The 22,307-nt window shown below is 71.3% G+C and carries 20 protein-coding genes; 5 read left to right on the top strand and 15 right to left on the bottom strand.

Features of this window, described 5'->3' with window-relative positions; all coding sequences use genetic code 11:
* Positions 1 to 5 precede the first annotated feature (5 nt).
* From HNR67_RS38490 to HNR67_RS38500, 3 genes are all read left to right on the top strand, one after another.
* Positions 6 to 986: a zf-HC2 domain-containing protein gene (locus HNR67_RS38490; protein WP_185008188.1), complete on the top strand. Its 981-nt coding sequence runs from the start codon at positions 6 to 8 to the stop codon at positions 984 to 986.
* A 174-nt stretch (positions 987 to 1,160) separates the two neighbouring features.
* Complete coding sequence (locus HNR67_RS38495; RefSeq protein ID WP_185008190.1) at positions 1,161 to 2,951, top strand: family 20 glycosylhydrolase; 1,791 nt, start codon at positions 1,161 to 1,163, stop codon at positions 2,949 to 2,951.
* A 327-nt stretch (positions 2,952 to 3,278) separates the two neighbouring features.
* Positions 3,279 to 4,373 (top strand): peptidoglycan recognition protein family protein, encoded by a 1,095-nt coding sequence (locus HNR67_RS38500; protein WP_185008192.1) that lies wholly within the window; start codon positions 3,279 to 3,281, stop codon positions 4,371 to 4,373.
* Here HNR67_RS38500 and HNR67_RS38505 read toward each other — a convergent pair.
* The 3 genes from HNR67_RS38505 to HNR67_RS38515 are packed head-to-tail and all read right to left on the bottom strand — an operon-like array spanning position 4,348 to position 6,598.
* On the bottom strand, positions 4,348 to 4,977 hold the full coding sequence (locus tag HNR67_RS38505; protein WP_185008194.1) for a DedA family protein: 630 nt from the start codon (positions 4,975 to 4,977) through the stop codon (positions 4,348 to 4,350). The two genes, HNR67_RS38500 and HNR67_RS38505, sit on opposite strands and share 26 nt — an antisense overlap.
* Positions 4,977 to 5,831: a lysophospholipid acyltransferase family protein gene (locus HNR67_RS38510; protein ID WP_185008196.1), complete on the bottom strand. Its 855-nt coding sequence runs from the start codon at positions 5,829 to 5,831 to the stop codon at positions 4,977 to 4,979. The genes HNR67_RS38505 and HNR67_RS38510 overlap by 1 nt, the downstream gene beginning before the upstream one ends.
* Complete coding sequence (locus tag HNR67_RS38515; RefSeq protein WP_185008198.1) at positions 5,828 to 6,598, bottom strand: GNAT family N-acetyltransferase; 771 nt, start codon at positions 6,596 to 6,598, stop codon at positions 5,828 to 5,830. The genes HNR67_RS38510 and HNR67_RS38515 overlap by 4 nt, the downstream gene beginning before the upstream one ends.
* A gap of 157 nt (positions 6,599 to 6,755) precedes the next feature.
* Between HNR67_RS38515 and HNR67_RS43935 the strand changes: the two genes are divergently transcribed.
* Together HNR67_RS43935 and HNR67_RS38525 are read left to right on the top strand one after the other, a co-directional pair.
* The gene (locus HNR67_RS43935) at positions 6,756 to 8,114 is read left to right on the top strand and encodes a sensor histidine kinase (RefSeq protein ID WP_221490195.1); all 1,359 of its coding nucleotides are present in this window, start codon (positions 6,756 to 6,758) and stop codon (positions 8,112 to 8,114) included.
* Positions 8,102 to 8,746 (top strand): response regulator, encoded by a 645-nt coding sequence (locus tag HNR67_RS38525; protein WP_185008200.1) that lies wholly within the window; start codon positions 8,102 to 8,104, stop codon positions 8,744 to 8,746. Before HNR67_RS43935 ends, HNR67_RS38525 begins: the two co-directional genes overlap by 13 nt.
* 219 nt (positions 8,747 to 8,965) lie before the next feature.
* On the opposite strand, the gene HNR67_RS38530 is transcribed toward HNR67_RS38525, so the two are convergent.
* The 12 genes from HNR67_RS38530 to HNR67_RS38585 all read right to left on the bottom strand — a co-directional run bounded on the left by HNR67_RS38530 (position 8,966) and on the right by HNR67_RS38585 (position 22,288).
* On the bottom strand, positions 8,966 to 9,709 hold the full coding sequence (locus HNR67_RS38530; RefSeq protein ID WP_185008202.1) for a pseudouridine synthase: 744 nt from the start codon (positions 9,707 to 9,709) through the stop codon (positions 8,966 to 8,968).
* Entirely contained in the window at positions 9,699 to 10,409 is a 711-nt protein-coding gene (locus tag HNR67_RS38535) for an SMC-Scp complex subunit ScpB (RefSeq protein WP_185008204.1), read from the bottom strand. Before HNR67_RS38535 ends, HNR67_RS38530 begins: the two co-directional genes overlap by 11 nt.
* Complete coding sequence (locus HNR67_RS38540) at positions 10,406 to 11,251, bottom strand: segregation and condensation protein A (RefSeq protein WP_312989059.1); 846 nt, start codon at positions 11,249 to 11,251, stop codon at positions 10,406 to 10,408. The genes HNR67_RS38535 and HNR67_RS38540 overlap by 4 nt, the downstream gene beginning before the upstream one ends.
* Before the next feature lie 31 nt (positions 11,252 to 11,282).
* Positions 11,283 to 12,224, bottom strand: coding sequence for a ParA family protein (locus HNR67_RS38545; RefSeq protein WP_185008206.1), 942 nt, complete (start codon positions 12,222 to 12,224; stop codon positions 11,283 to 11,285).
* Positions 12,225 to 12,362: 138 nt separating this feature from the next.
* Positions 12,363 to 13,292: a site-specific tyrosine recombinase XerD gene (xerD, locus tag HNR67_RS38550; RefSeq protein WP_185008208.1), complete on the bottom strand. Its 930-nt coding sequence runs from the start codon at positions 13,290 to 13,292 to the stop codon at positions 12,363 to 12,365.
* A gap of 66 nt (positions 13,293 to 13,358) precedes the next feature.
* Positions 13,359 to 14,474, bottom strand: a complete 1,116-nt coding sequence (gene ald, locus HNR67_RS38555; RefSeq protein ID WP_185008210.1) for an alanine dehydrogenase — start codon at positions 14,472 to 14,474, stop codon at positions 13,359 to 13,361.
* A gap of 28 nt (positions 14,475 to 14,502) precedes the next feature.
* Positions 14,503 to 15,141, bottom strand: a complete 639-nt coding sequence (locus tag HNR67_RS38560) for an NUDIX domain-containing protein (RefSeq protein ID WP_185008212.1) — start codon at positions 15,139 to 15,141, stop codon at positions 14,503 to 14,505.
* Complete coding sequence (locus HNR67_RS38565) at positions 15,141 to 16,847, bottom strand: CTP synthase (protein ID WP_185008214.1); 1,707 nt, start codon at positions 16,845 to 16,847, stop codon at positions 15,141 to 15,143. The genes HNR67_RS38560 and HNR67_RS38565 overlap by 1 nt, the downstream gene beginning before the upstream one ends.
* Before the next feature lie 480 nt (positions 16,848 to 17,327).
* Positions 17,328 to 18,266 (bottom strand): copper transporter, encoded by a 939-nt coding sequence (locus tag HNR67_RS38570; protein ID WP_185008216.1) that lies wholly within the window; start codon positions 18,264 to 18,266, stop codon positions 17,328 to 17,330.
* The gene (gene steA, locus HNR67_RS38575) at positions 18,263 to 19,447 is read right to left on the bottom strand and encodes a putative cytokinetic ring protein SteA (RefSeq protein ID WP_185008218.1); all 1,185 of its coding nucleotides are present in this window, start codon (positions 19,445 to 19,447) and stop codon (positions 18,263 to 18,265) included. The genes HNR67_RS38570 and steA overlap by 4 nt, the downstream gene beginning before the upstream one ends.
* 117 nt (positions 19,448 to 19,564) lie before the next feature.
* Entirely contained in the window at positions 19,565 to 21,343 is a 1,779-nt protein-coding gene (gene recN, locus HNR67_RS38580) for a DNA repair protein RecN (RefSeq protein ID WP_185008220.1), read from the bottom strand.
* Positions 21,344 to 21,388: 45 nt separating this feature from the next.
* Positions 21,389 to 22,288: an NAD kinase gene (locus tag HNR67_RS38585; protein WP_185008222.1), complete on the bottom strand. Its 900-nt coding sequence runs from the start codon at positions 22,286 to 22,288 to the stop codon at positions 21,389 to 21,391.
* Positions 22,289 to 22,307: the final 19 nt, after the last annotated feature.

Genomic DNA, 22,307 nt, shown 5'->3' on the forward strand with positions numbered 1-22,307 from the left:
CGGGGATGTCGTCCCCACCTGACCACTCCGACGTCGGCGCCTACCTGCTCGGCGTGCTCAACGAGGCGGACACCATCGCCTTCGAGGAGCACCTGACGCACTGCTCGCGCTGCCAGGACGAGCTGCAGGAGCTGCTCGACCTGCCGGACCTGCTCGACACCGCCCGCGCGCTGGGACAACACCAGCAGCAGCGCAACGGCGCGGTGCCGCCGCCGCAGGTCCGGCCGAACCAGCCGCGGCCGCAGGCCCCACCGGGCCGTCCGCTGCGCAGTGTGCCGCCACTGGCCAGGCCACAGCCTGGTCCGCAGGCGCCCCGGCCGCGCCAGGGGCCGCCGCCGGCGCAACCGCGTCCGCCCGCTTTCGCCCCGGCCACCCCGGCCCCGGCGCCGGAGGGACCGGACGAACGGGTGCTGGCCCAGCTGCTCGACCAGGTCGGCGCGCGCAAGCGCGACCGGCGCAAGGCCGTGCTGTGGTCGCTGGCCGCGGCGGCCTGCCTGGCGCTGGTGCTGACCCCGCTGGTGGTCTCGGCGACGACCGGCGACGGCCGGGACGGCGTCGCGCTGCCCAGTCCGATCCTGAGCCTGCCCAGTCAGCCGAGCACCACCAGGGCACCCGTCTCGACCGGGCCGGTCGGCCCGAGCGCGGACGCGAGCACACTCAACGAGGAGACGCTGACCGGCAGCAACCCGGCGAACAACGTGTCCGCGATCCTGGCGCTGACGGAGAAGGGCTCCGGCGTCGAGGTCCGGATGGAGCTGAAGGGCATCTCCGGGCCGCGCCGCTGCCAGCTGGTGGCCATCGGCAAGGCCGGGGAGACCTTCCCGGTGAACAGCTGGGTGGTGCCGGAGAAGGGCTACGGCGTGGCGGGCTCGCCAGAGCCGCTGCGCAACACCGGGAACGTGGCGCTGTCCAGGACCGACATCGCCAGCTTCGAGGTGCGCACCATGGACGGGATCGGGCTGTTGTCAATCCCCGCGGGGGGCTAGGCCGGAGGTCAGGTACGGACGAGCACAGGTAGCGGCACCGGGATGAACCCAGTGGTCTAGACCTTGACACGAGGGTTGCCGGGGGATTCGATGGCTGCAACACGCCGCCGCCTGTGCTCGCCTGTCCGAACTCTCCGGGAGGACATCCCCGTGAAAACCCTCAGCGCGCGGCCAATGCGGTCGCGGTTGGCCGGCGGTCTCGCCGCCCTCGTCGTGCTCGGCGGAGCCACCCTTGGCTGGGCCTCGGCCCAGCGTGACGCGGCCGCCGAGGAGGCCGCGAGCCCGTTGCAGAGCATCGTGCCGGTACCCGCCTCGGTCACCCCGGCCGCCGGCGTCACCTTCACCCTGGGCGCGGGCACCCGCATCCAGACCCAGGCCGGATCCGCCGAGGCCACCCAGGTCGCGGACTACCTGGCCTCCATCCTGCGCCGCTCCACCGGCTACCCGCTGCCGATCACCCCGGTCAGTGGCAACCCGGCCGACGGCATCGCGCTGCTGCTCTCCGGCGCGCCCGCCAGTGTGGGCGAGCAGGGCTACCAGCTCGACGTGGCCGCGGGCGTGGTCACCGTGCGCGCGAACAAGGCGGCAGGCCTGTTCGCCGGCGTGCAGACGCTGCGCCAGCTGCTGCCGGCGGCGATCGAGTCCGGCTCGGTCAAGCCCGGCCCGTGGACGGTGCCCGGCGCCAAGATCGTGGACCAGCCGCGGTTCGGCTACCGCGGCGCGCACCTGGACTCCGCCCGGCACTTCTTCACCGTGGACACGGTCAAGCGCTACATCGACCAGCTCGCGCTGTACAAGATCAATAACTTCCACTGGCACCTGACCGACGACCAGGGCTGGCGGATCCAGATCGACAGCTGGCCGAACCTGACCAAGCACGGCGCCAGCACCCAGGTCGGCGGCGGCCCCGGCGGCTTCTACACCAAGGCGCAGTACGCCGACGTGATCAACTACGCCAAGGCCCGGCACATCACGGTGATCCCCGAGGTCGACATCCCCGGGCACACCAACGCCGCGCTGTCCTCCTACGCCGAGCTGAACTGCAACGGCGTGGCCCCGCCGCTGCGCACCGACACCGAGGTCGGCTACAGCTCGCTGTGCATCGGCAAGGACATCACCTACAAGTTCGTCGAGGACGTCATCCGGGAGCTGGCCGCGATCACCCCCGGCGAGTACTTCCACCTCGGCGGCGACGAGGCGCACGCGACCAGCGACGCCGACTACAACACCTTCATGCAGAAGGTCATGCCCCTGGTCGGCAAGTACGGCAAGAAGATCCTGGGCTGGCACGAGTTCGTGAAGGTCAACCCGGCCCCGCCGGTCTCGGCCATCCCGCAGTTCTGGGGCACCACGACCACCGACAACAACGTGGCCGCGCACGCCGCTCGCGGCGGCAAGGTGCTGCTGTCCCCGGCCAACAAGGCCTACCTGGACATGAAGTACAACGCCAGCACCCCGCTCGGCCTGAGCTGGGCAGGCTTCATCGAGGTCCAGGACGCCTACAACTGGAACCCGGGCGGCTACCTCAACGGCGTGAACGAGAGCGCGGTCTTCGGCGTGGAGGCCCCGCTGTGGTCGGAGACGCTGGTCAAGACCGCGGACATCGAGTTCATGGCCTTCCCGCGCCTGCCCGCGATCGCCGAACTGGGCTGGTCGCCGCGATCCACGCACAACTGGGACGCCTTCAAGCAGCGGCTGGCCGCGCAGGGCCCGCGCTGGGGCGTCATGGGGATCAACTACTACAAGTCCCCGCAGGTCCCGTGGCCCTCGACCAACCCGACCAGCACCACGACCACCTCGGGCGGCTCCTGCAGCGCCCCGGCGTGGAAGAGCACCGAGACCTACGTCAAGGACAACTCGGTCTCGCACAAGGGCAAGTCCTGGACCGCCAGGTGGTGGACCCGGGGCGAGGAGCCGGGCACGACCGGCCAGTGGGGCGTGTGGAAGGACAACGGCGCCTGCTGACCGACTGACCGATCGACTGACGGGCCCGGCTGGACCACTACGGTCCGGCCGGGTCCGTTCTCGCGCAAGGGGTCCGGCCGGATTCCCGACCTCCCGGGGTGGCGCGCCCATTCAACTTCTACGGCCCGCGCACTACGCCATCCGGCGTGCTCCACGTACCGTCGACCTGCTTGGCGCGCACCGGATTAAGTGAATCGGTGACCATGTACTGCAAGTAATCGAAAGTTACTCACCCCTTCGGCCCTTACGAGTTCCGGAACCACCTCTTACCGTCGAACGACCCACTTCTCTGGGGTTCCCTGCCCCCAAGACGAGGGAGTCGTCGTCATGTCGAACCCTGCTCACAATCCGTTCGGCCGCCGCGCTTTCCTGCTCGGCGGACTCACCGTGACCGCGGCCGGCGCACTCGGGCTGGCCGATCCACTGCTCGCCGGAGCCGCGGAAAGCGCGGCCCCACCCATCCACGGCACCGGAGCCTGGGGCGCACGCGCGGCCAGTGGCGGCATCTCGGTGCTCAACTCGCGGCCGGTCAAGATCATCGTGCACCACACGGCCACCGCCAACGTCACCGACTACTCGCTGGCCCGCGCGTTCGCGCTGTCCAGGTCGATCCAGAACTACCACATGGATTCCAACGGCTGGATAGACACCGGACAGCACTTCACCAACAGCCGTGGCGGGCACATCACCGAGGGGCGGCACCGCAGTCTGGCCGCGCTCAACGGTGGCACCCAGCACGTGGTCAGCGCGCACACCTCCGGGCAGAACAACGTGGCGCTGGGCATCGAGAACGAGGGCCTGTACACCAGCGTCGGCCCGACCACCGCACAGTGGAACTCCCTGGTCCAGCTGTGCAAGTACATGTGCGCGCAGTACCGGATCCCGGCCAGCCAGATCTTCGGGCACCGGGACTTCAACAACACCGCCTGTCCCGGCAACGTGCTCTACGGGCGGCTGCCGGAACTGCGGCGCGCGGTCGCGGCGGCCATGGGCAGCCGGGAGAAGATCGTCGACCCGGTGACCTGGCCGCTGTTGCAGCCCGGTGACCGCGGCGAGAAAGTCCTGGCCGCGCAACGCCTGCTGCACCACGCGGGCGAACGCGGCGTGCCGCTGGACGGCGTGTTCGACCAGCGCACCGATGAGGCGGCCCGTCGGCTGGAGGTCCGGATCGGCGTTGCCGAGACCGGTCTGGTCGGCGCCGAGTCCTGGCCCGCGCTGGTTCCGGCCGCGCTGCGCAAGGGCGATCGGGGCGACGCGGTGCACGCGGCCCAGCTCTTGTTGGTCGCGGCGGGGCTGCGCAGCCCCGCCGACGGCGAGTTCACCGAGGCAACCCAGTCCGCGGTGAAGGATCTCCAGGCCGCGCAACGGATCCCGGCCACCGGGGTGATCGACCTGCTCACCTGGCAGTACCTGCTTCGCTGAGTTCCCGCTGCCGGGGTGCGCGCCGTCGTCGCGACAACGCGCGCACCCCGGCCACGGCTCCGGCCAGTCCGGCCGCGATCCCGAGTGCTGACAGCAGTCCCAGCAACGGGTTCTGCTCGAACGCCCGCCCGCCGAGGTAGCCGATCGCCACACAGGCCACCGCCCAGATCGTGCCGGCCACGGTGTCCCACAACAGGAATCGGCCGCGCGGGTAGCCGACCGCACCGGCGGCGAGCATGCTGGCCAGTCGCCCGGCCGGGATGTACCGGGCCGCCACGATCACCCACGGCCCCTGCCGCCGGATCGCCCGCTGGGCCCACTCGTAGACCTGTTTTCCCTTGCCGCTACGGGACAATCGCCGTTCCAGCCCGGGTCCGGCGCCGCGCCCGGCCAGGTAGGTGCCGTAGTCGCCGAGCAGCACCCCGGCGATCGCGGCCAGCAGCACCAGCCAGATCGAGGGCGGACCGGTGGCCGCGGCCACGCTGATCGCGATCACCGTGCTGTCACTGGGGGTGAACGGCAGCACCGCGTCCAGTGCGGCGAAGGCCAGCACGATCAGGTACAGCCAGGGCGAGGCGAGCAACGCCTGCAGGAACTCGGGCATCAGGCCGCCACCTTCAACTCCGGCACGGGAACCGTTGCCCCGCCGAGGATCTCCGCCTGCGCGCGGGCGGCGAACTCCCGCCGGTCGCGCACGGTCCGCGGCCAGATCGTGGCGCCCTCACGCAGGTGCACCGACAGCCCGCCGGCGCGGATCACCCGGCGCAGCGAGGTCAGCACGTCCTCCTCGCCGAGGAAGGCCGCCGCCGCGGACGGCCGCCCGTCCGGGCCACGGAACTCCAGCCGCACCGGCCGCACCGGCACACCCGCGTCCAGCGCGGCCTGGAAACTGGCCGGGCGCAACACAACCCCGGCCACCGCGCAGCGCGTGGTGCCCTCCGGGAACACCGCGACCGAGATCCCGGCGGCCAGCCGATCCCGCATCTCCGCGATGGTCGCGGGCAGCGTGGACAACCGGTCCCGCTCGATGAACACCGTCCCGGCCCGCGCGGCCAGTCCGCCGAACACCGGCAGATCCCGGATCTCGGACTTGGCCACCTGATGCAACGGTTCCCTGGCCAGCAGCACCAGCCCGTCCAGCCAGGAGATGTGATTGCCCACCAGCAACGCCGGACCCCGCCGCGGCGGCACATCCGCTGCCACCACACGAATCCCCAGCGCCCACAGGATCCCGCGCGCCCCACTGCTCGCCAGCCGCTCGCGGATCCTCTTGGGCAGCAACGGAAGCAGCCAGGACACCGGCACCGCGAGCACGAACACCCCGGCCAGTGCCAGCCACCTGCGCAGCTGAACTCCCAGTGCCACCACGGGTTCCCGGTCCCGGTCCGGCACACAGCTGTCATCGCACGGCGTACTCGGCGTCCAGCGGAACACGCCGGCCCGCCCGGCCGCGGTCACTGGAACCGTCGCAGGTAGCGGGGATCCAGCCGATCCATGTCCAGCAACAGGAAGAAGTCCGCGCAACCGAAGTCCGCGTCGTAGGCGGGTTCGCCACCCACCCAGGCGCCCAGCCGCAGGTAGCCCTGCATCAGCGGCGGCAGCACCACCCGCCCGGCCGGACGCTCGATGTCCTGGTGCGGCCAGGGATTGCGCGGCCGCACCCGGTACCGCTCGGGCGCCAGCGCGCGGTCGAGCACCCGGTCCCGCACCGCCGCGGCCAGGTGCCCGCCGTCTGCTAGGGGCACCGAACCGCAGCCTGCCACCCAGCGCCCGCCGACCAGGTTCACGTACCGGGCCAGCCCGGCCCACATCAGCCCGATCACCCCGCCGTTGCGGTGCGCCGGATCCACGCAGGACCGGCCGACCTCCACCAGCGAGGACCGCAGCCCGGCCAGCGCGGTCAGCTCGAACTCCCCGTCGGAGTACAGCGCGCCCCGGCGGGCCGCCGCGCCCGGCGGCAGGATGCGGTAGGTGCCCACCACCTCGCCGGTGCGCTCGTCCTTGATCAGCAGGTGCTCGCAGTGCGCGTCCAGCTCGTCCGCGTCCACCCCCGCCGGACCGGCCAGCGCCGCGCCCAGCTCCCCGGCGAAGACCCGGTGCCGGAGTCGTTGGGCGGCAAGCACTTCGGCCTGGGTGTCCGCGATGACCATGCGGTACCCGGGGCTGTCCTCGATGGCGGCGCGGGCGAGCAGCTTCGGCAGCGGCCTGGTCAGTTCGGCGATCATGTCAGCAAGCCTCGCCCGATCGGGCGGCCGCGTCGCCAGGGTTACCTCCTGAAATGACCGGGGTGCTAGCACGGGGGTGGTTCCCCCGGCTGACACGGTGGCCCCCTAGGGGGCGCGCTCCTACGCTGAGGTCACCACTGTCCGAAAAGGAGCGTCGATGACCCGGCCCCGGCCGCCACGGAACCCGCTGTACGAGGTGGTCAGCAAGCGCACCTGGCTGGGCACGCTGAGCCTGCTGCTGGGCGCGTTCTGGACCCTGCTGCCGCTCGCGGTGATCTTCTTCGGCTTCATCGGCGCACTGTTCCCGCTGGTCGCGGCGCTGTTTGCGCAGAAGTTCTACCTGGCGATATGGAACCTGCCGACCCTGCTGGGCAGCCCGGTGGTGGTGTGGCTGCTCGGGTGGCTGCTGGTCCGGTTCGGCCGGGCCGAGGCCGCGCAGTTCCGCCTGGTGACCGGGGAGTCGGTGACCCCGGGACTGGCCCTGCCGCCGGGCCGCAACCCCTACAAGGTGGCACCGAAGCTGGTGGTCAACCCGACGCTGTGGCGCACCATCGGCTACTGGATCGCCCGCGGCGTGCTGACCGCGGCGACCGGCCTGATCACCTTCCTCGCCTGGTACGGCCCCGGCTTCCTGCTCACCATCGCGATCCTCGAGTTCTTCTTCTCGCCCCAGGTGGAGCTGCCCGGCGGCGGCGTCGCGCGCAACTCCTACACCAACATGGAGGTCTTCCGCGACGCCGCCTGGCCGTTCTGGGTCGGGGTCTTCCTGCTGGCCGGCATTCTGCTGCTGATGCTCGCGCCGGTGCTGGTGCGCGCCATGGTCAGCGTGCACCTGGCGCTGACCCGCACCATGCTGGAACCCAAGTCAGCGGCCGACCTGGCCGAGCGGGTGCAGCAGGTGGAGGAGCGGCGGGCGGTGGCGGTGGCGGCGGCCGAGGCCGAACGGCAGCGGATCGAACGCGACCTGCACGACGGCGCCCAGCAACAACTCGTCGCACTGGCCATGAAGCTGGGCCGGGCCCGCAGCAGACACGGCCAGGACCCCGCCGCCGCGCTCAAGCTGATCGAGGAGGCGCACCAGGAGGCCAAGGACGCCATCGACGAACTGCGCAACCTCACCCGCGGCCTGCACCCGCCGGTGCTGGAGGACCGGGGTCTGGACGCGGCGCTGTCCGCGCTGTCGGCCCGCTGCCCGGTCCCGGTGCGCATCCGGTACCTGGTGGACGCCCGGCCGTCGCTGACCATCGAGGCCATCGCCTACTTCATGATCTCCGAAGCGCTGACCAACATCGCCAAGCACGCGCACGCCAGCAAGGCTGGCATCGAGGTCCGCCGCACCGACGACCGGCTCACCGTGGTGGTCACCGACGACGGCATCGGCGGCGCCAAGGCAAGCCCCGGCTCCGGCCTGGCCGGGCTGGCCGACCGGGCAGGCGGCGTCGATGGCACGCTGACCCTGTACAGCCCCGAGGGCGGGCCGACCATCCTGACCATGGAGCTGCCATGCGAGTCGTGATCGCCGAGGACGCCGTGCTGCTGCGCCAGGGCCTGATCCTGCTGCTGGCCGAGAGCGGGCACGAGGTCCTCGAGGCGGTCGGCGACGCCGAGCAGCTGCTGCGCGCGGTCGGCGAACACCAGCCCGACATCGCCGTCATCGACGTCCGCATGCCCCCCACCCACCGCGACGAGGGCCTGCGGGCCGCCCTGGTGATCCGCCGCAGCTGGCCGAACACCAAGATCCTCATCCTGTCCCAGTACGTCGAGGAGCGTTACGCGGCGGACCTGCTCACCAGCGACCTCAGCGGCATCGGCTACCTGCTCAAGGACCGGGTGGCCGACGTCGAGGACTTCCTGCGCGCCCTCAACCAGGTGGCCGACGGCGGCACCGTCTTCGACCCCGAGGTAGTGGCCCAGCTCCTCGCCCGCAGCCGCCGCCAGGACCCCCTGGCCACCCTCACCCCCCGCGAACGCGAAGTCCTGGGCCTGATGGCCGAAGGCCGCTCCAACGCGGGCATCGGCGACGCCCTGACCATCACCGAACGCGCCGTGGAGAAGTACGTAGGCAGCATCTTCACCAAACTGGGCCTCCCCCAAGCCGGCAACGACCACCGCCGAGTCCTGGCAGTCCTCCACTACCTGGACAACTAACCCCACCCAGGTAGCCCCGCCGTACCAGACCGGCCAACCCGCCGTACGACAACGGCCAACACGGCGTACAAGAACGGCCAACACGCCGGCAGGTTCTCAACCCGCCGGCGTGTTGGCCGTTTTGGTACGCCGTGTTGGCCGTTTTGGTACGCCGTGTTGGCCGTTCTTGTACGGGGTTTTGGCCGTTGTGGGCGGCCGGGCGAAGCTCGGGGGGCTGGGTCAGAGGCCCACGTTCTTGTACAGGGCCCCCACCTCGGCCCGGCTGAGCGGGCGCAGGGCGCTGGGGCGCAGCCCGGCGAGCCGGACCTCTCCCACCGCGGTCCGCACCAGCCGCAGCACCGGATGGCCCACCGCGTCGAACAACCGCCGCACGATCCGATTCCGCCCCTCGTGCAACACCACCTCGATCAGCACCCGCCCGCCGTTGGCGTCCTTGACGTGGTACTTGTCCAGCTGCACCGGCCCGTCCTCCAGCTCGACCCCGGCCAGCAGCTTGCGGCCCAGATCACGGTGAACCGGCCCGGCGACCTCCACCAGGTAGGTCTTGTACACGTTGTACGAGGGGTGCATCAGCCGGTGCGCCAGCTCGCCGTCGTTGGTCAGCAGCAGCAGACCCTCGGTCTCGGCGTCCAGGCGGCCGACGTGGAAGAGACGTTCCTCGTGGTCGGCCACGTAGTCGCCCACACACGGGCGGCCGCGGTCATCCGACATCGTGGTGTGCACCCCGCGCGGCTTGTTCAACGCCAGGTGCACCAGGTTGCCGGTGACCATCACGCGCAACCCGTCCACGTGGATCACCGCCTGCTCCGGGTCGACCCGGCGGCCCTGTTCGGTGACGATCTCGCCGTCCACGGCCACCCGGCCTTCGGCGATCATGTCCTCCGCCACCCGCCGGGAGGCGATCCCGGCCTTGGAGAGCACCTTCTGCAACCGCACACCCTGCGGCTCACTACTAGACGACATCGTCGATCGAGTCCACTTCCGGCAACAACGGCGCGAGCGGGGGCAGTTCCTTCACCGAGGACAACCCCAATCGCTCCAGGAACAGCTCTGTGGTGCGGTACAGGAGGCCGTTGGTGTCCGGATCCGCACCAGTCTCCTCAATCAGACCACGAGCGAGCAGACTGCGGATAACCCCGTCCACATTCACCCCGCGCACCGCGGCCACCCTGGCCCTGGTGACCGGCTGGCGGTAGGCGATCACGGCCAGGGTCTCCAGCGCGGCGCGGGTCAGTTTCGCCCGCTGCCCGTTGAGCAGCAGCCGCTCCACGAACGGCGCGTGCACGTCGCGGGTGTAGAACCGCCAGCCGTCGCTCACCCGGCGCAGGTCGATCCCGCGCCCGGACTCGGTGTACCCGGCGGCCAGCCGCCCCAGCGCCACGGTCACCCTGGCCACCGAGACGTCCAGCGCGTCGGCCAGGACCTCCTCCGGCGCGGGCGCGTCCACCACCAGCAGCACCGACTCCAGCGCGGCGTCCAGCGCGCCGTCCTCGCTGAGGTCGGGCAGGCCGCCGACGACGGCCTCCTCCTCGTCCTCCGGCGCGTCCACTTCCGCCGCCACCGGCGCGTCCGCGACCTCGGGCTCCGGCTCGGCCGCGATCACCGGCGCCACCTCGGGCTCCGCGATCTGCTCGTCCGCCACCGGAGTGCCGTTCTCGGTCACCCGTACTCCTCCTCATCCGCCACGGCCAGCGCGGCCGCGGCGGCCAGTTCCGCCTGCTCCTTGCTGCCGCCCACCCAGCGCACCAGCAGCTCCCCGAGCGGCTCCTCCTGGGTGAAGAGCACCACGGTCTCCCGGTACAGCTCCAGCAGCGCCAGGAACCGGGCCACCACCTCCACCGTCTCGGTGCAGTCGGTGGTCAGTTCAGCGAAGCTCGCCTCGCCCAGTTCGGCCAGCCGCACCCGCAGGATCCCGGCGTGCTCGCGCACGGACACCGGGTGCATGTGCAGGTGTGCCAGCCCGACCACCGGCGGCGGCTTGGGCCGGAACACCGCGGCGGCCAGTTCGGCGAAGCGGCGAGGGTCGACGCCGAGCATCACCTCGGGCATCAGTTCGACGAACCGGTCTTCCATGGCCACCGACCGCGGGTAGCGCCGCAGCGCGGTCGCCTCCAGCTCGCCGAACAGCGCCGCGACCTGCTTGTACGCCCGGTACTGCAACAGCCGCGCGAACAACAGGTCGCGGGCCTCCAGCAGCGCCAGGTCGTCCTCGTCGTCCACGTCGGCGGCTGGCAGCAGCCGGGCCGCCTTGAGGTCGAGCAGGGTGGCCGCGATGACCAGGAACTCGGTGGTCTCGTCCAGGTCCCAGGCATCGCCGAGCACCCGGATGTGCGCGATGAAGTCCTCGGTGACCTGGTGCAGCGCCACCTCGGTGACGTCCATCTGGTGCTGCGAGATCAGTTGCAGCAGCAGGTCGAACGGGCCGGTGAAGTTGGCCAGCCGCACGGTGAAGCGGCCGTTCTCGTCCGTCCCTTGTGGAGTGTCCGGCGTGTCCACTGTGGTCACTCGACCGGCCCTGCGACAGCAGCGAGCCAGCTCACCTGGCGATCACCTCGCGGGCCAGCGCCCGGTAGGCCTTGGCCCCGCCGGAGCGGGGGGCCCAGCGGGTGATCGGCTCGCCGGCGACGGTGGTCTCGGGGAACCGCACGGTGCGGTTGATCACGGTGTCGTACACGATGTCCCCGAACGCCTCCACTACCCGGGCCATGACTTCTCGGGAGTGCAGCGTACGCGGGTCGTACATGGTGGCGAGAATCCCGGATATCTCCAGCCGGGGGTTGAGCCGTTCGCGCACCTTCTCGATGGTGTCGATGAGCAGCGCCACCCCGCGCAGGCTGAAGAACTCGCACTCCAGCGGGATGATCATCCCGTCCGCCGCGGCCAGCGCGTTCACCGTGAGCAGGCCGAGGGAGGGCTGGCAGTCGATGAGGATGTAGTCGTAGTGGTCCAGCACCGGCCGCAGCGCGCGCTGCAGGGTGTGCTCGCGGCCGACCTCGGAGACCAGCTGCACCTCGGCGGCGGACAGGTCGATGTTGCTGGGCAACAGGTCCATGTCCTCGACGCAGGTGCGCAGCACGGTCTCCTCGATGGTGGCCGAGCGCTCCATGATCACGTTGTAGATGGTCCGGTCCAGGTGGTGCGGCTGTACGCCGAGGCCCACCGAGAGCGCGCCCTGCGGGTCGAAGTCCACCAGCAGCACCCGGCGGCCGTATTCGGCCAGCGCGGCGCCCAGGTTGATGGTCGAGGTGGTCTTGCCCACCCCGCCCTTCTGGTTGCACATCGCGAGGACCTTGGCCGGTCCGTGCCCGGCCAGCAGCGAGGGCTCGGGCACGTGCCGCATCGGCCGCCCGGTCGGCCCGATCTCGCCGGTGGCCAGGTGCGGGACGTGCTCCTCGGACAGGTCAGCGGGCTTGGGCGCCAGGCTGAGGTCAGCCGCCTCACCACGGGGCCGCCCAAAGGCAGGCTGCGGTGTGGACATCTGACCTGACTCCTCGTGTCGGCGGGTAGACCCTGCTGGCGAGCGTAGGCTTCGCGGGTCACAGCGGCAACGCGCCTCGCCGGGACCCGTCCGACCTGGTCATCAAGGCTTCGGCACCCGTTCGGCACAACGGAGTAGCTAGCCCCTGGCCCGTGGATGAGCGGTGGCGAAGACCTCGCGCAGGGTGTTCACCGTGACCAGCGTGTAGACCTGGGTGGTGGTCACCGAGGCGTGCCCGAGCAGCTCCTGCACCACCCGGACGTCGGCCCCGCCCTCGATCAGGTGGGTGGCGAAGGAGTGCCGGAGTGTGTGCGGAGACACGTCCCCGGCGATGCCGGCCCGTTCGGCCGAGTCCTTGAGCGTCTGCCACGCGCTCTGCCGGGACAGCCGCCCGCCGCGGGCGTTGAGGAACACCGCCGCGCTGCCCCTGCCCTTGGCCGCCAGCACCGGCCGGGCCCGCACCAGGTAGGCAGCCAGCGCGGCCAGCGCGGGCCGTCCCACCGGCACCAGGCGCTGTTTGCCGCCCTTGCCGTCCAGCAGCGCGGTGCGTTCGGTCTGGTCCACGTCGTCCACGTCCAGCCCGACCGCCTCGGAGATCCGCGCGCCGGTGGAGTAGAGCAGTTCCAGCAGTGCCCGGTCCCGCAGGCCGCGCGGGTCCTCGCTGCCCGCGCCGTCGAGCAGCCGCAGCACATCGTCGACCGGCAGCGCCTTGGGCAGGCGGCGTGGCGGGGTCGGCGGGTGCACCCCGCTGGCCACGTCGGCGCTGAGCAGGCCCTCGCGGTAGCCGAAGCGGTGCAGGCTGCGCACCGCGACCACGGCCCGTGCGGCCGAGGAGGCGGCCAGCGGCGGCCGCTGCCCGTCGCCCTCGCGCAGTCCGGCCAGGAACTCCGCCACGTGCCGCTCGGTGACCTCCGGCAGCGAGCCGACCCCGGCCACGGCCAGGTGTTCGGTGTAGCGGCGCAGGTCGCGGGCGTAGGAGTCCAGGGTGTTGCGGGCGGTGCCGCGTTCCACGGTGAGGTGGTCCAGGTACCTGCCAACGGCGGCCGAGAGCGCGGCGGGGATCGCCACCGGGCTGGTTGTCGCATCGCCGTTCAGTGCGCCGGTCCCTCCGCCGCTGGAGTTCTCAGGGGCGCATCATGCCAGTGCGTCGGTCAGCTCGGTGTGCGGGAGCCCGTGCGCGGCGGCCACCTCGGCCTGCACCAGCTGTCCGCCGACCGCGTTGACGCCCTTGGCCAGGGTGTGGTCGGCGCGCACCGCCTCGGGCAGACCCTTGTCCGCCAGGGCCACCGCGTAGGGCAGGGTCACGTTGGTCAGTGCCCAGGTGGAGGTGTGCGGGACCGCGCCGGGCATGTTGGCCACGCAGTAGAAGACCGAGTTGTGCACGCCGAAGACCGGATCGCCGTGCGTGGTCGGCCGGGAGTCCTCGAAGCAGCCGCCCTGGTCGATGGCGATGTCCACCAGCACCGAACCGGGCCGCATCCTGGCCACCAGGTCGTTGCCGATCAGCTTGGGCGCCTTGGCGCCGGGCACCAGCACCGCGCCGATCACCAGGTCGGCCCACAGGCAGGCCCGTTCGATCTCGTAGGCGTTGCTGGCGATGGTCTGCAGGTGGCCGCGGTAGACGAAGTCGATCTGCCGCAACCGGTTGATGTTGTTGTCCAGCACCACCACCTCGGCCTGCAGACCCAGCGCGATGGTGGCCGCGTTCATCCCGGACACACCCGCGCCGATCACCGCGACCTTGCCCGCGGGCACCCCGGACACCCCGCCCAGCAGTACCCCGCGACCGCCCGCGGCGCGTTCCAGGGTGTGCGCGCCGACCTGCGGGGCCATCCGCCCGGCCACCTCGCTCATCGGCGCGAGCAGCGGCAGCGAGCCGTCGGGCAGCTGCACGGTCTCGTAGGCCACCGCGTCGATCCCGGCGGCCACGATCGCCTCGGTGCATTCCCGGCTGGCGGCCAGGTGCAGGTAGGTGAACAGGGTCTGCCCGCGCCGCATCCGGTGATATTCCTCGGCGATGGGCTCCTTGACCTTGAGCACCAGCTCCGCCTCGCCCCACACGTCCTCGGCCGAGTTGAGGATCTTCGCCCCGGCCGCGAGGTAGTCGGAGTCGGGGAAGGAGGAGCCGAGGCCGGCCTCCCGTTCGATCAGGACCTGATGGCCGCGGCGCACCAGTTCCACCACGCCCGCCGGGGTGATGGCCACCCGGTACTCGTGGTTCTTGACCTCACGAGGGACACCGACTCGCACGTCGACTCCTCCTCCGCCTAGCTCTCGCTCAGCCGCTGCGGCGCCGCGCGAACCGGTGCGGCCTGGACTCCCACGGGGCGTCGACCGGCCTGGTCTCCGCCGCGCCGGAGAGCACCGCGTGCGCGGCCAGCACCCCGGACACCGTGGCAGCGTTGATGATGGCACCGGAGAGCACCATCCGCACGGCCTCGCTCAGCGGCACCCGCCGCACCACGAGGTCGGCCTCCTCGTCCCCGGTGTCCGCCAGCTGCTCCACAGTGGACAGACCGCGGGCCAGGTAGACCCGGATGACCTCGTCCATGAACCCCGGCGAGCCGGAGACGTCGACCAGCACCGACCAGTCGGTGGCGGCCAGCCCGACCTCCTCGGCCAGCTCGCGCTGCGCCGTGATGGCCGGATCCTCGCCCTCGGCGTCGAGCAGTCCGGCGGGCAGCTCCCACAGCCGCTGCCCGACCGGGTGCCGGTACTGGTGGATGAGCACCACGTTGTCGTTCTCGTCCAGCGCGATCACCCCGACCGCGCCGGGGTGCTCGATCACCTCGCGGGTGGCGACCTTGCCGCCGGGCATCACCACGTCGTCCACCCGCAGCGCCATCACCCGCCCGGCGTAGACGTCCTGGGACTTGGCCACGCTGAACTCGTGCGCGCCACGCTCCACAGTGGACATCAGACACCCGCCGAACTGGTCGCGGTCTCCGGCAGCTCCACCGGCAGCCGCTCGGCGGCCTGGTAGTCCAGCGCGGCCCGGACGAAGGCGGAGAACAGCGGGTGCGGCCGGGTCGGACGGCTCTTCAGCTCGGGGTGGGCCTGGGTGCCGACGAAGAACGGGTGCGTCTTGGCAGGCAGTTCGACGAACTCGACCAGGTGCCCGTCCGGCGAGGTGCCGGAGAAGACCAGACCGGCCTTGCCGAGCTTGTCCCGGTAGGCGTTGTTGACCTCGTAGCGGTGCCGGTGCCGTTCGGTTACCTCGGTGGCGCCGTAGGCCTTGGCGACCTGGGAGCCGGGGACGAGCTTGGCCGGGTAGGAGCCCAGCCGCATGGTGCCGCCCATGTCCCGTTCACCGGCGACCACGTCCTGCTGGTCGGCCATGGTGGAGATGACCGGGTGCTTGGCGGTCTCGTCGAACTCCGCCGAGTTGGCCCCGTCGATCTTGGCCAGCCCGCGGGCCGCCTCGATCACCATGCACTGCAGGCCGAGGCACAGCCCCAGCGCCGGGATGCCGCGGGTGCGGGCGTGCTGGATGGCGCCGACCTTGCCCTCGATGCCGCGCACGCCGAACCCGCCGGGGATCAGCACGCCGTCCACCCCGGCCAGCGCCTGCGCGGCGCCGGCGGGGGTCTCGCACCGGTCGGAGGGGACCCAGCGGATCTCCACCCTGGCCCGGTGCGCGAAGCCACCGGCACGCAGCGCCTCGGTCACCGACAGGTAGGCATCGGGCAGGTCGACGTACTTGCCGACCAGCGCGATCCGGGTGGTGTCGCTGGGCTTGTGCACCCGCTCCAGCAGGTCGCCCCACACCGTCCAGTCCACGTCCCGGAACGGCAGCCCGAGGCGGCGCACCACGTAGGCGTCCAGGCCCTCGGCGTGCAGCACCCGCGGGATGTCGTAGATGGAGGGCGCGTCCGGCGCGGCCACCACGGCCTCGCCGTCCACGTCGCACATCAGCGCGATCTTGCGCTTGAGCCCGTCCGGGATCTCCCGGTCGGCCCGGCACACGATCGCGTCCGGCTGGATGCCGATGTTGCGCAGCGCGGCCACCGAGTGCTGGGTGGGCTTGGTCTTCAGCTCGCCGGAGGGGGCGAGGTAGGGCACCAGGGAGACGTGCAGGAAGAACACGTTGTCCCGGCCCACGTCGTGCCGGACCTGCCGGGCAGCCTCCAGGAACGGCAGCGACTCGATGTCGCCGACGGTCCCGCCGACCTCGGTGATCACCACGTCCGGGGAGGTGCCGTCCTCACCGGCGGCGGCCATCGCGGTGATCCGCGACTTGATCTCGTCGGTGATGTGCGGGATGACCTGGACGGTGTCGCCGAGGTACTCCCCGCGCCGCTCCTTGGCGATCACCTCGGAGTAGACCTGCCCGGTGGTGACGTTGGCCGCCGCACCCAGGTCGCGGTCCAGGAAACGCTCGTAGTGACCGATGTCCAGGTCGGTCTCGGCGCCGTCCTCGGTGATGAAGACCTCACCGTGCTGGAACGGGTTCATCGTCCCGGGATCGACGTTGAGGTAGGGGTCGAGCTTCTGCATGGTCACGCGCAGTCCGCGAGCCGTCAGCAGCTGCCCGAGGCTGGAGGCGGTGAGCCCCTTGCCGAGAGAGGAGGCCACGCCTCCGGTGACGAACACGTGCTTGGTCGTGCGGGCCTGCAACACCAAGGGGTACTCCCGTGAATCAACTCGACGCCGTCGCTGGTCGGGTGTGGTGTCGGGGCTCCCAACCGAGCGAGCGCCCCCTCGATCCACGGGAGGCGACCGTAACACGTCCAATCCCCGCTACCGCACCCCCACCTCCATCGCGTCCCCCCGAACGGGTGATGTATAGCCCACCCCCACCCACGTGTTGGCCGATCTCGTACACAGTGTTGGCCGATCTCGTACACAGTGTTGGCCGATCTCGTACACCACGTTGGCCGTTCTGGACGGTCGAAGCCCAAAGCCCCTGACCTCCTTGTCCCACAACAGCCAATGCCCCGTACGACAACAGCCAACAAGCCGTACGACAACGGCCAACACGGCGTACAAGAACGGCCAACACGCCGGCAGGTTCTCAACCCAGCTCCCGCGTGTTGGCCGTTGTCGTACGCAGTGTTGGCCGTTCTCGTACGCCACGTTGGCCGTTATGGACGGCCCACGGGCCTAGCCGAGCCCCTGCGGCGCCGGGGCCTGTGCGTTCCCCGCGTTCCCATACCGCCCGGACCGCCCCTCCAGCTGCTCCCGCAACGCCATCACCGTCACCGCCCGCCCGGCGGCCGTGTCCAGGTTGTCCACCGTCGACAAAATCGAGGTCGCCGACGTATCCGCCCGCACAATGCCGATCGCCGAGTTCCCCTCGGCCGACCCGGATCGCCCCGCGAGCACCGCCCCCGCCCCGGACCGATCCACCTGAGTCGCGAACCGGGCCAGGATCGCCGCCCGATCCCCCGGATCCTCACCCCCGGTCGCCCCACCGGTGAGCACCACCGCGAGCTGTGCGGGCGTGATACCCCGCCCGACCCGGACGAACCCGCCATTGGCCAGCCCGCTCATCGCAGCCGCCGACTCGTCCCCACTGGCCTGCGGCCTGTTCTGGTTGTTCAGCAACAACAACGGCCCCAGCAACCCACCGGCCAACGTGCCGGGATCGGTGGCCGCGGTCGGCAGCTGCACACCGGCTGGCACCAGCCGCGGCACCAGATCCCGCAACTGATCGGCCTTGGCCGGATCGGTGAAGGTGTCGGTGAGCTGCAACTCACCGGTGACGCTGCCGCCGGCCGCCTTGATCAGCTCGGTCAGCGCGTCCCGGTCGGCCGGGTTGGCGTCGTGCGTGCTGATCAGCACCACGGTCCGCTTGTCCAGCTGCCCGCGCACCGCCAGCGGGCCGACCATGGTGCCGAACCGGTCCGCGTCGGTCAGCCGGGCGTTGAGCGCGTTGCGCTCGGCCTGCAGGTCGGCGACCTTCTGCCCGAGCGAGTCCTTCTCCCCGGTCAGCCCGGACAGCAGCCGGTCGCTGATCACGGTGGAGCCGAGCATGATGCCCAGCGCGAGCGAGAGGAACACCGCCGCGATGGAGACGACGTGGTACCGCAGTGTGATCACGAGAAGAGCCCCTTGAGCCAGGAGAGGAAGTCGTTCCAGTAGTCCACGCCGATATCGACGTAGGCGCTGCCCACGCTGGTCACCGCGACGGCGGCGATGAGCACGGCGAGCGCGGAGACGACCAGCAGCAGGACGGAGAGCACCGAGACCCGGCTGCGGTAGAGGCTGACCACGGCATGGCCGTCGACGACCTTGCTGCCCAGGCGCAGCCGGGTGAGGAAGGTGGAGGGGTTGGAGCCGGAGCGGCCCCGGTCCAGGAACTCGTGCAGGGTGGCCTGGAAGCCGATGGTGACCACCAGATCGGCCCCGTGCGCCTCGGCCAGCAGCAGCGCGAGGTCCTCCGGATTGCCGGAGGCGGGGAAGGTGACCGCGCCGATGCCGAGGTCCTGGATGCGTTCCAGGCCGGGCGCGTGCCCGTCCATCTGCGCGGGCAGCACCACCTCGGCGCCCGCCTTGAGGGTCAGCGTGCTGATCCCGTCCGGGTCGCCGACGATCACGTCCAGGGCGTACCCGGCCTCCTTCAGCGTGTCCGCCGCGCCCTCCACGCCGATGATCACCGGCCGGTACTCGCGGATGTAGCGCTTGAGTTTGCGCAGGTCGTCGCGGTGCCCGTAGCCGGGGGCGACGATGAGCACCTGCCGGTCCTTGATCGGCACGAACAGCTCGGGCACCCCGACCCCGTCCAGGATCAGCGTGCGCTCCCGGCGCAGGAACTCGATGGTGTTCGCGGAGAAGGCCTCCAGCTGCGCGGCCATACCGGCCTTGGCCTCGATCAGCTGGTCGGCCACCGAATCGGCGGTCTGCTCGGTGCCGCGGCCGAGTTCGGTCTCACCCTGGAAGATCCCGCCCTCGAACAGCCGGATCCGGGTGCCGTCCTTGATCTTGCGCAGCAGCTCGGGGCCGACCGCGTCGATCAGCGGGATGCCCGCGCTGATCAGGATCTCCGGCCCCAGGTTGGGGAATCGCCCGGAGATCGAGGCGGAGGCGTTGACCACCCCGGCGACCTCGGCGGCCACCAGGGCGTCCGCGGTGCGGCGGTCCAGGTCGAGCTGGTCGAGCACGGCGATGTCGCCGGGCCCGAGTCTGCGGATGAGGTCGCCGGAGCGACGGTCCACCCTGGCCGGCCCGTGGACTCCAGGCAGGGACTGACTGGTTCGGTTGAGCAGGCCCGTGAGCTTCATGTGCGGATGGTGACAAACCCCCGGCGGGTCTGTGCCTAGGCACGCCGTGGAATCACCGCACGTCAACCCTTGGGGGACACGAAATCGGTACAGCCACCAACCGTCACCGGCGGTGAACTACGGGCGCAGTGCCTGGGTGTAGGCCTCCGCGGTGGCCAGCAGCTCCTCGGCGTGCGCGCGGCCGGATTCGGTGGACTCCAGCCCGGCCAGCATCCTGGCCAGCTCCACCACCCGCTGGTTGTGGTTGAGCACCCGCACCCCGGACTTGGTCAGCCCCTCGGCGCCGATGTTCTTGTCCACCAGCAGGTGCCGGTCGGCGTAGGCGGCCACCTGGGCCAGGTGGGTGACCACGATGACCTGGTGGCTGCGGGCCAGTTTGGCCAGCCGCCGCCCGATCTCCACCGCGGCCCGCCCGCCGACCCCTGCGTCGACCTCGTCGAAGACCAGGGTGGGCACCGGGTCGGTGTGCGCGAGCACCACCTCGATGGCCAGCATCACCCGGGACAGCTCACCGCCGGAGGCGCCCTTGTGCACCGGCAGCGCGGGCGCGCCGGGGTGCGCGACGAGCAGCAGCTCGACCTCGTCCACCCCGTCCGGCCCGGCCTGCAGCAGCTCGTTGCCGACCTTGAGCGACAGCTCGTCGCCCTCGCCTGCCTGCTTGTGCTGCACGGTCAGTTCGATCCTGGCGTGCGCCATGGCCAGTCCGGACAGTTCCTCGGTGACCGCCTTGGCCAGCTGTTCGGCCGCGGTGCGCCGGATCGCGGTGAGCGTGCCCGCGATCTTGGCCAGCTTCTTGGCCAGCGCGTCCCGCTGCTTGGCGAGCTTGCCGAGGGTCTCCTCGGAGGTGTCCAGGCCGGTCAGCCTGGCCTGCGCGTCGGCGGCCCAGACCAGCACGCCGTCCACGTCCGCGGCGTACTTGCGGGTGAGCTGCTTCAGCTCGGCCTGCCGGGCCAGCACCCGTTCCAGCTCGGCCGGATCGGCGTCGAGCTGCTCCAGGTAGGTGGTCAGTTCGGTGCCCACGTCGGTGAGCAGCGCCGCCGCCTCCACCAGCCGGGGTTCCAGTTCACGCAGCGCCGGGTCCTCGGCAGCGGCCAGCCTGCGCCGGGCCTCGCCGATCAGGCCGAGCGCGCCGGGCTGGTCGGGATCGCCGTCGGCGGCGCCGGCCACCGCGTGCGCGGCCCCGGAGGCGGTCTCGCGGAGCTGGTCGGCGTCGGCGAGCCTGCGGGCCCGGTCGACCAGCAGGGTGTCCTCGCCGGGCTGCGGGGCCACGGACTCGATCTCGCCCAGCCCGTGCCGCAGCATCTCGGCCTCGCGGACCATCTCGCGGGCGCGTTCGGTGCGTTCGGTCAGCTCCCTGGCCACCGCGATCCACTGCCCGCGCAGGTCCCGGTACTCGGCCAGCGGTTCGGCGATGGCCGCGCCCGCGAAGCGGTCCAGCACGGCCCGCTGCTCGCCGGTGCGCATCAGCCGGAGCTGGTCGTTCTGCCCGTGCACGGCGAGCAGTTGTTCGGTCAGCTCGGAGAGCAGCCCGACCGGCACGCTCCGCCCACCCAGGTGGGCCTTGGAGCGTCCGTCGGCGCTCACCGAGCGCACGGTGATGAGGCTGCCGTCGTCGTCGACGTCGGCGCCAGCCTCGGTGGCCACGCTCAGCGCCTGGGCGGCCCCGGCACGCGCGTCGTCACCGCGGAGTTGGAAGGTTCCCTCGACGGTGGCGCGCTCAGCCCCGGTCCGAACCCTGGAGGCTTCCGCGCGACCGCCAGAGAGCAGGTGGAGCCCGGTCACCACCATTGTCTTGCCAGCACCCGTCTCACCGGTGACCACGGTGAGGCCGGGGTGCAGTTCGAGGGTGGCGTCGGCAATCACGCCGAGGCCCTGGATGCGCATCTCGGCCAGCACAGACGAGACACTACTGGGCCGGACCGACATTCGCGCCAGGGGTGCCTACCGGTTGGGGATAACTGGTCCGCGCCAGCCCTGGACCGGCAGCGAGAACTTGCGCACCAGCCGGTCGGCGAAGGGTTCCTTCTTCAGCCGCACCAGGTTGACCGGCACCTTCCCGCCGACGACCTCCACCCGCGCGCCGGGCGGCAGCTCCACGGTGCGCTGCCCGTCGCAGCACAGCACCGCGGGGTGTCCACCGGGCGCGACCTCCACCGCGACCAGCGAGTTCGGCGAGACCACCAGCGGCCGGGCGAACAGCGCGTGCGCGTTGCTGGGCACCACCAGCAGTGCCTCCACCTCGGGCCAGATCACCGGCCCGCCGGCGGAGAAGGCGTAGGCGGTGGACCCGGTCGGCGTGGCCACCAGCACCCCGTCGCAGCCGAAGCCGGACACCGGGCGCTCGTCGACCTCCAGCACCGCGTCCAGGATCCGTTCCCGGCTGGACTTCTCCACACTGGCCTCGTTGAGCGCCCAGGTGCGGGCCAGCACGGTCCCGTTGAGCCGGACGATCACGTCCAGGGTCATCCGCTGTTCGACGTGGTAGGTCCGGTCGATGACCGCGGCCACCACCTCGTGCAGCTCCTCGGAGTCGGCCTCGGCCAGGAAGCCCACCCGGCCCAGGTTGACCCCGAGCACCGGCACCCCGGCGGGCCTGGCCAGTTCGGCGGCCCGCAGCAGGGTCCCGTCGCCGCCGAGCACCAGCACGAGTTCGGTGCCCTCGGCGGCCTCGTCGGTGTGCGCCACGATGGTGTCGTAGCAGGCCGCGTTGATGTCGGCGGCCTCCTCCACCAGGACCCGCAGCCTCAACCCGGCCTGCCGTAGCTTCCCGGCCACGTATTCGGTCGTGCGCCGGTTCTCCGGACGGCCGGTGTGCACCACGAGCAAAAGCTCACGGGTCATGAACGGTCTACCTCCAGTG

The organism is Crossiella cryophila, from assembly GCF_014204915.1.
Lineage (GTDB): Bacteria > Actinomycetota > Actinomycetes > Mycobacteriales > Pseudonocardiaceae > Crossiella > Crossiella cryophila.

Excerpts from the sequence above, each read along its gene's own strand:
- HNR67_RS38490 (WP_185008188.1), top strand. The coding sequence starts at position 6 with ATGTCGTCCCCACCTGACCACTCCGACGTCGGCGCCTACCTGCTCGGC.
- HNR67_RS38495 (WP_185008190.1), top strand. The coding sequence starts at position 1,161 with ATGCGGTCGCGGTTGGCCGGCGGTCTCGCCGCCCTCGTCGTGCTCGGC.
- HNR67_RS38500 (WP_185008192.1), top strand. The coding sequence starts at position 3,279 with ATGTCGAACCCTGCTCACAATCCGTTCGGCCGCCGCGCTTTCCTGCTC.
- HNR67_RS38505 (WP_185008194.1), bottom strand. The coding sequence starts at position 4,977 with ATGCCCGAGTTCCTGCAGGCGTTGCTCGCCTCGCCCTGGCTGTACCTG.
- HNR67_RS38515 (WP_185008198.1), bottom strand. The coding sequence starts at position 6,598 with ATGATCGCCGAACTGACCAGGCCGCTGCCGAAGCTGCTCGCCCGCGCC.
- HNR67_RS43935 (WP_221490195.1), top strand. The coding sequence starts at position 6,756 with ATGACCCGGCCCCGGCCGCCACGGAACCCGCTGTACGAGGTGGTCAGC.
- HNR67_RS38525 (WP_185008200.1), top strand. The coding sequence starts at position 8,102 with ATGCGAGTCGTGATCGCCGAGGACGCCGTGCTGCTGCGCCAGGGCCTG.
- HNR67_RS38530 (WP_185008202.1), bottom strand. The coding sequence starts at position 9,709 with ATGTCGTCTAGTAGTGAGCCGCAGGGTGTGCGGTTGCAGAAGGTGCTC.
- HNR67_RS38545 (WP_185008206.1), bottom strand. The coding sequence starts at position 12,224 with ATGTCCACACCGCAGCCTGCCTTTGGGCGGCCCCGTGGTGAGGCGGCT.
- HNR67_RS38560 (WP_185008212.1), bottom strand. The coding sequence starts at position 15,141 with ATGTCCACTGTGGAGCGTGGCGCGCACGAGTTCAGCGTGGCCAAGTCC.
- steA (WP_185008218.1), bottom strand. The coding sequence starts at position 19,447 with ATGAAGCTCACGGGCCTGCTCAACCGAACCAGTCAGTCCCTGCCTGGA.
- HNR67_RS38585 (WP_185008222.1), bottom strand. The coding sequence starts at position 22,288 with ATGACCCGTGAGCTTTTGCTCGTGGTGCACACCGGCCGTCCGGAGAAC.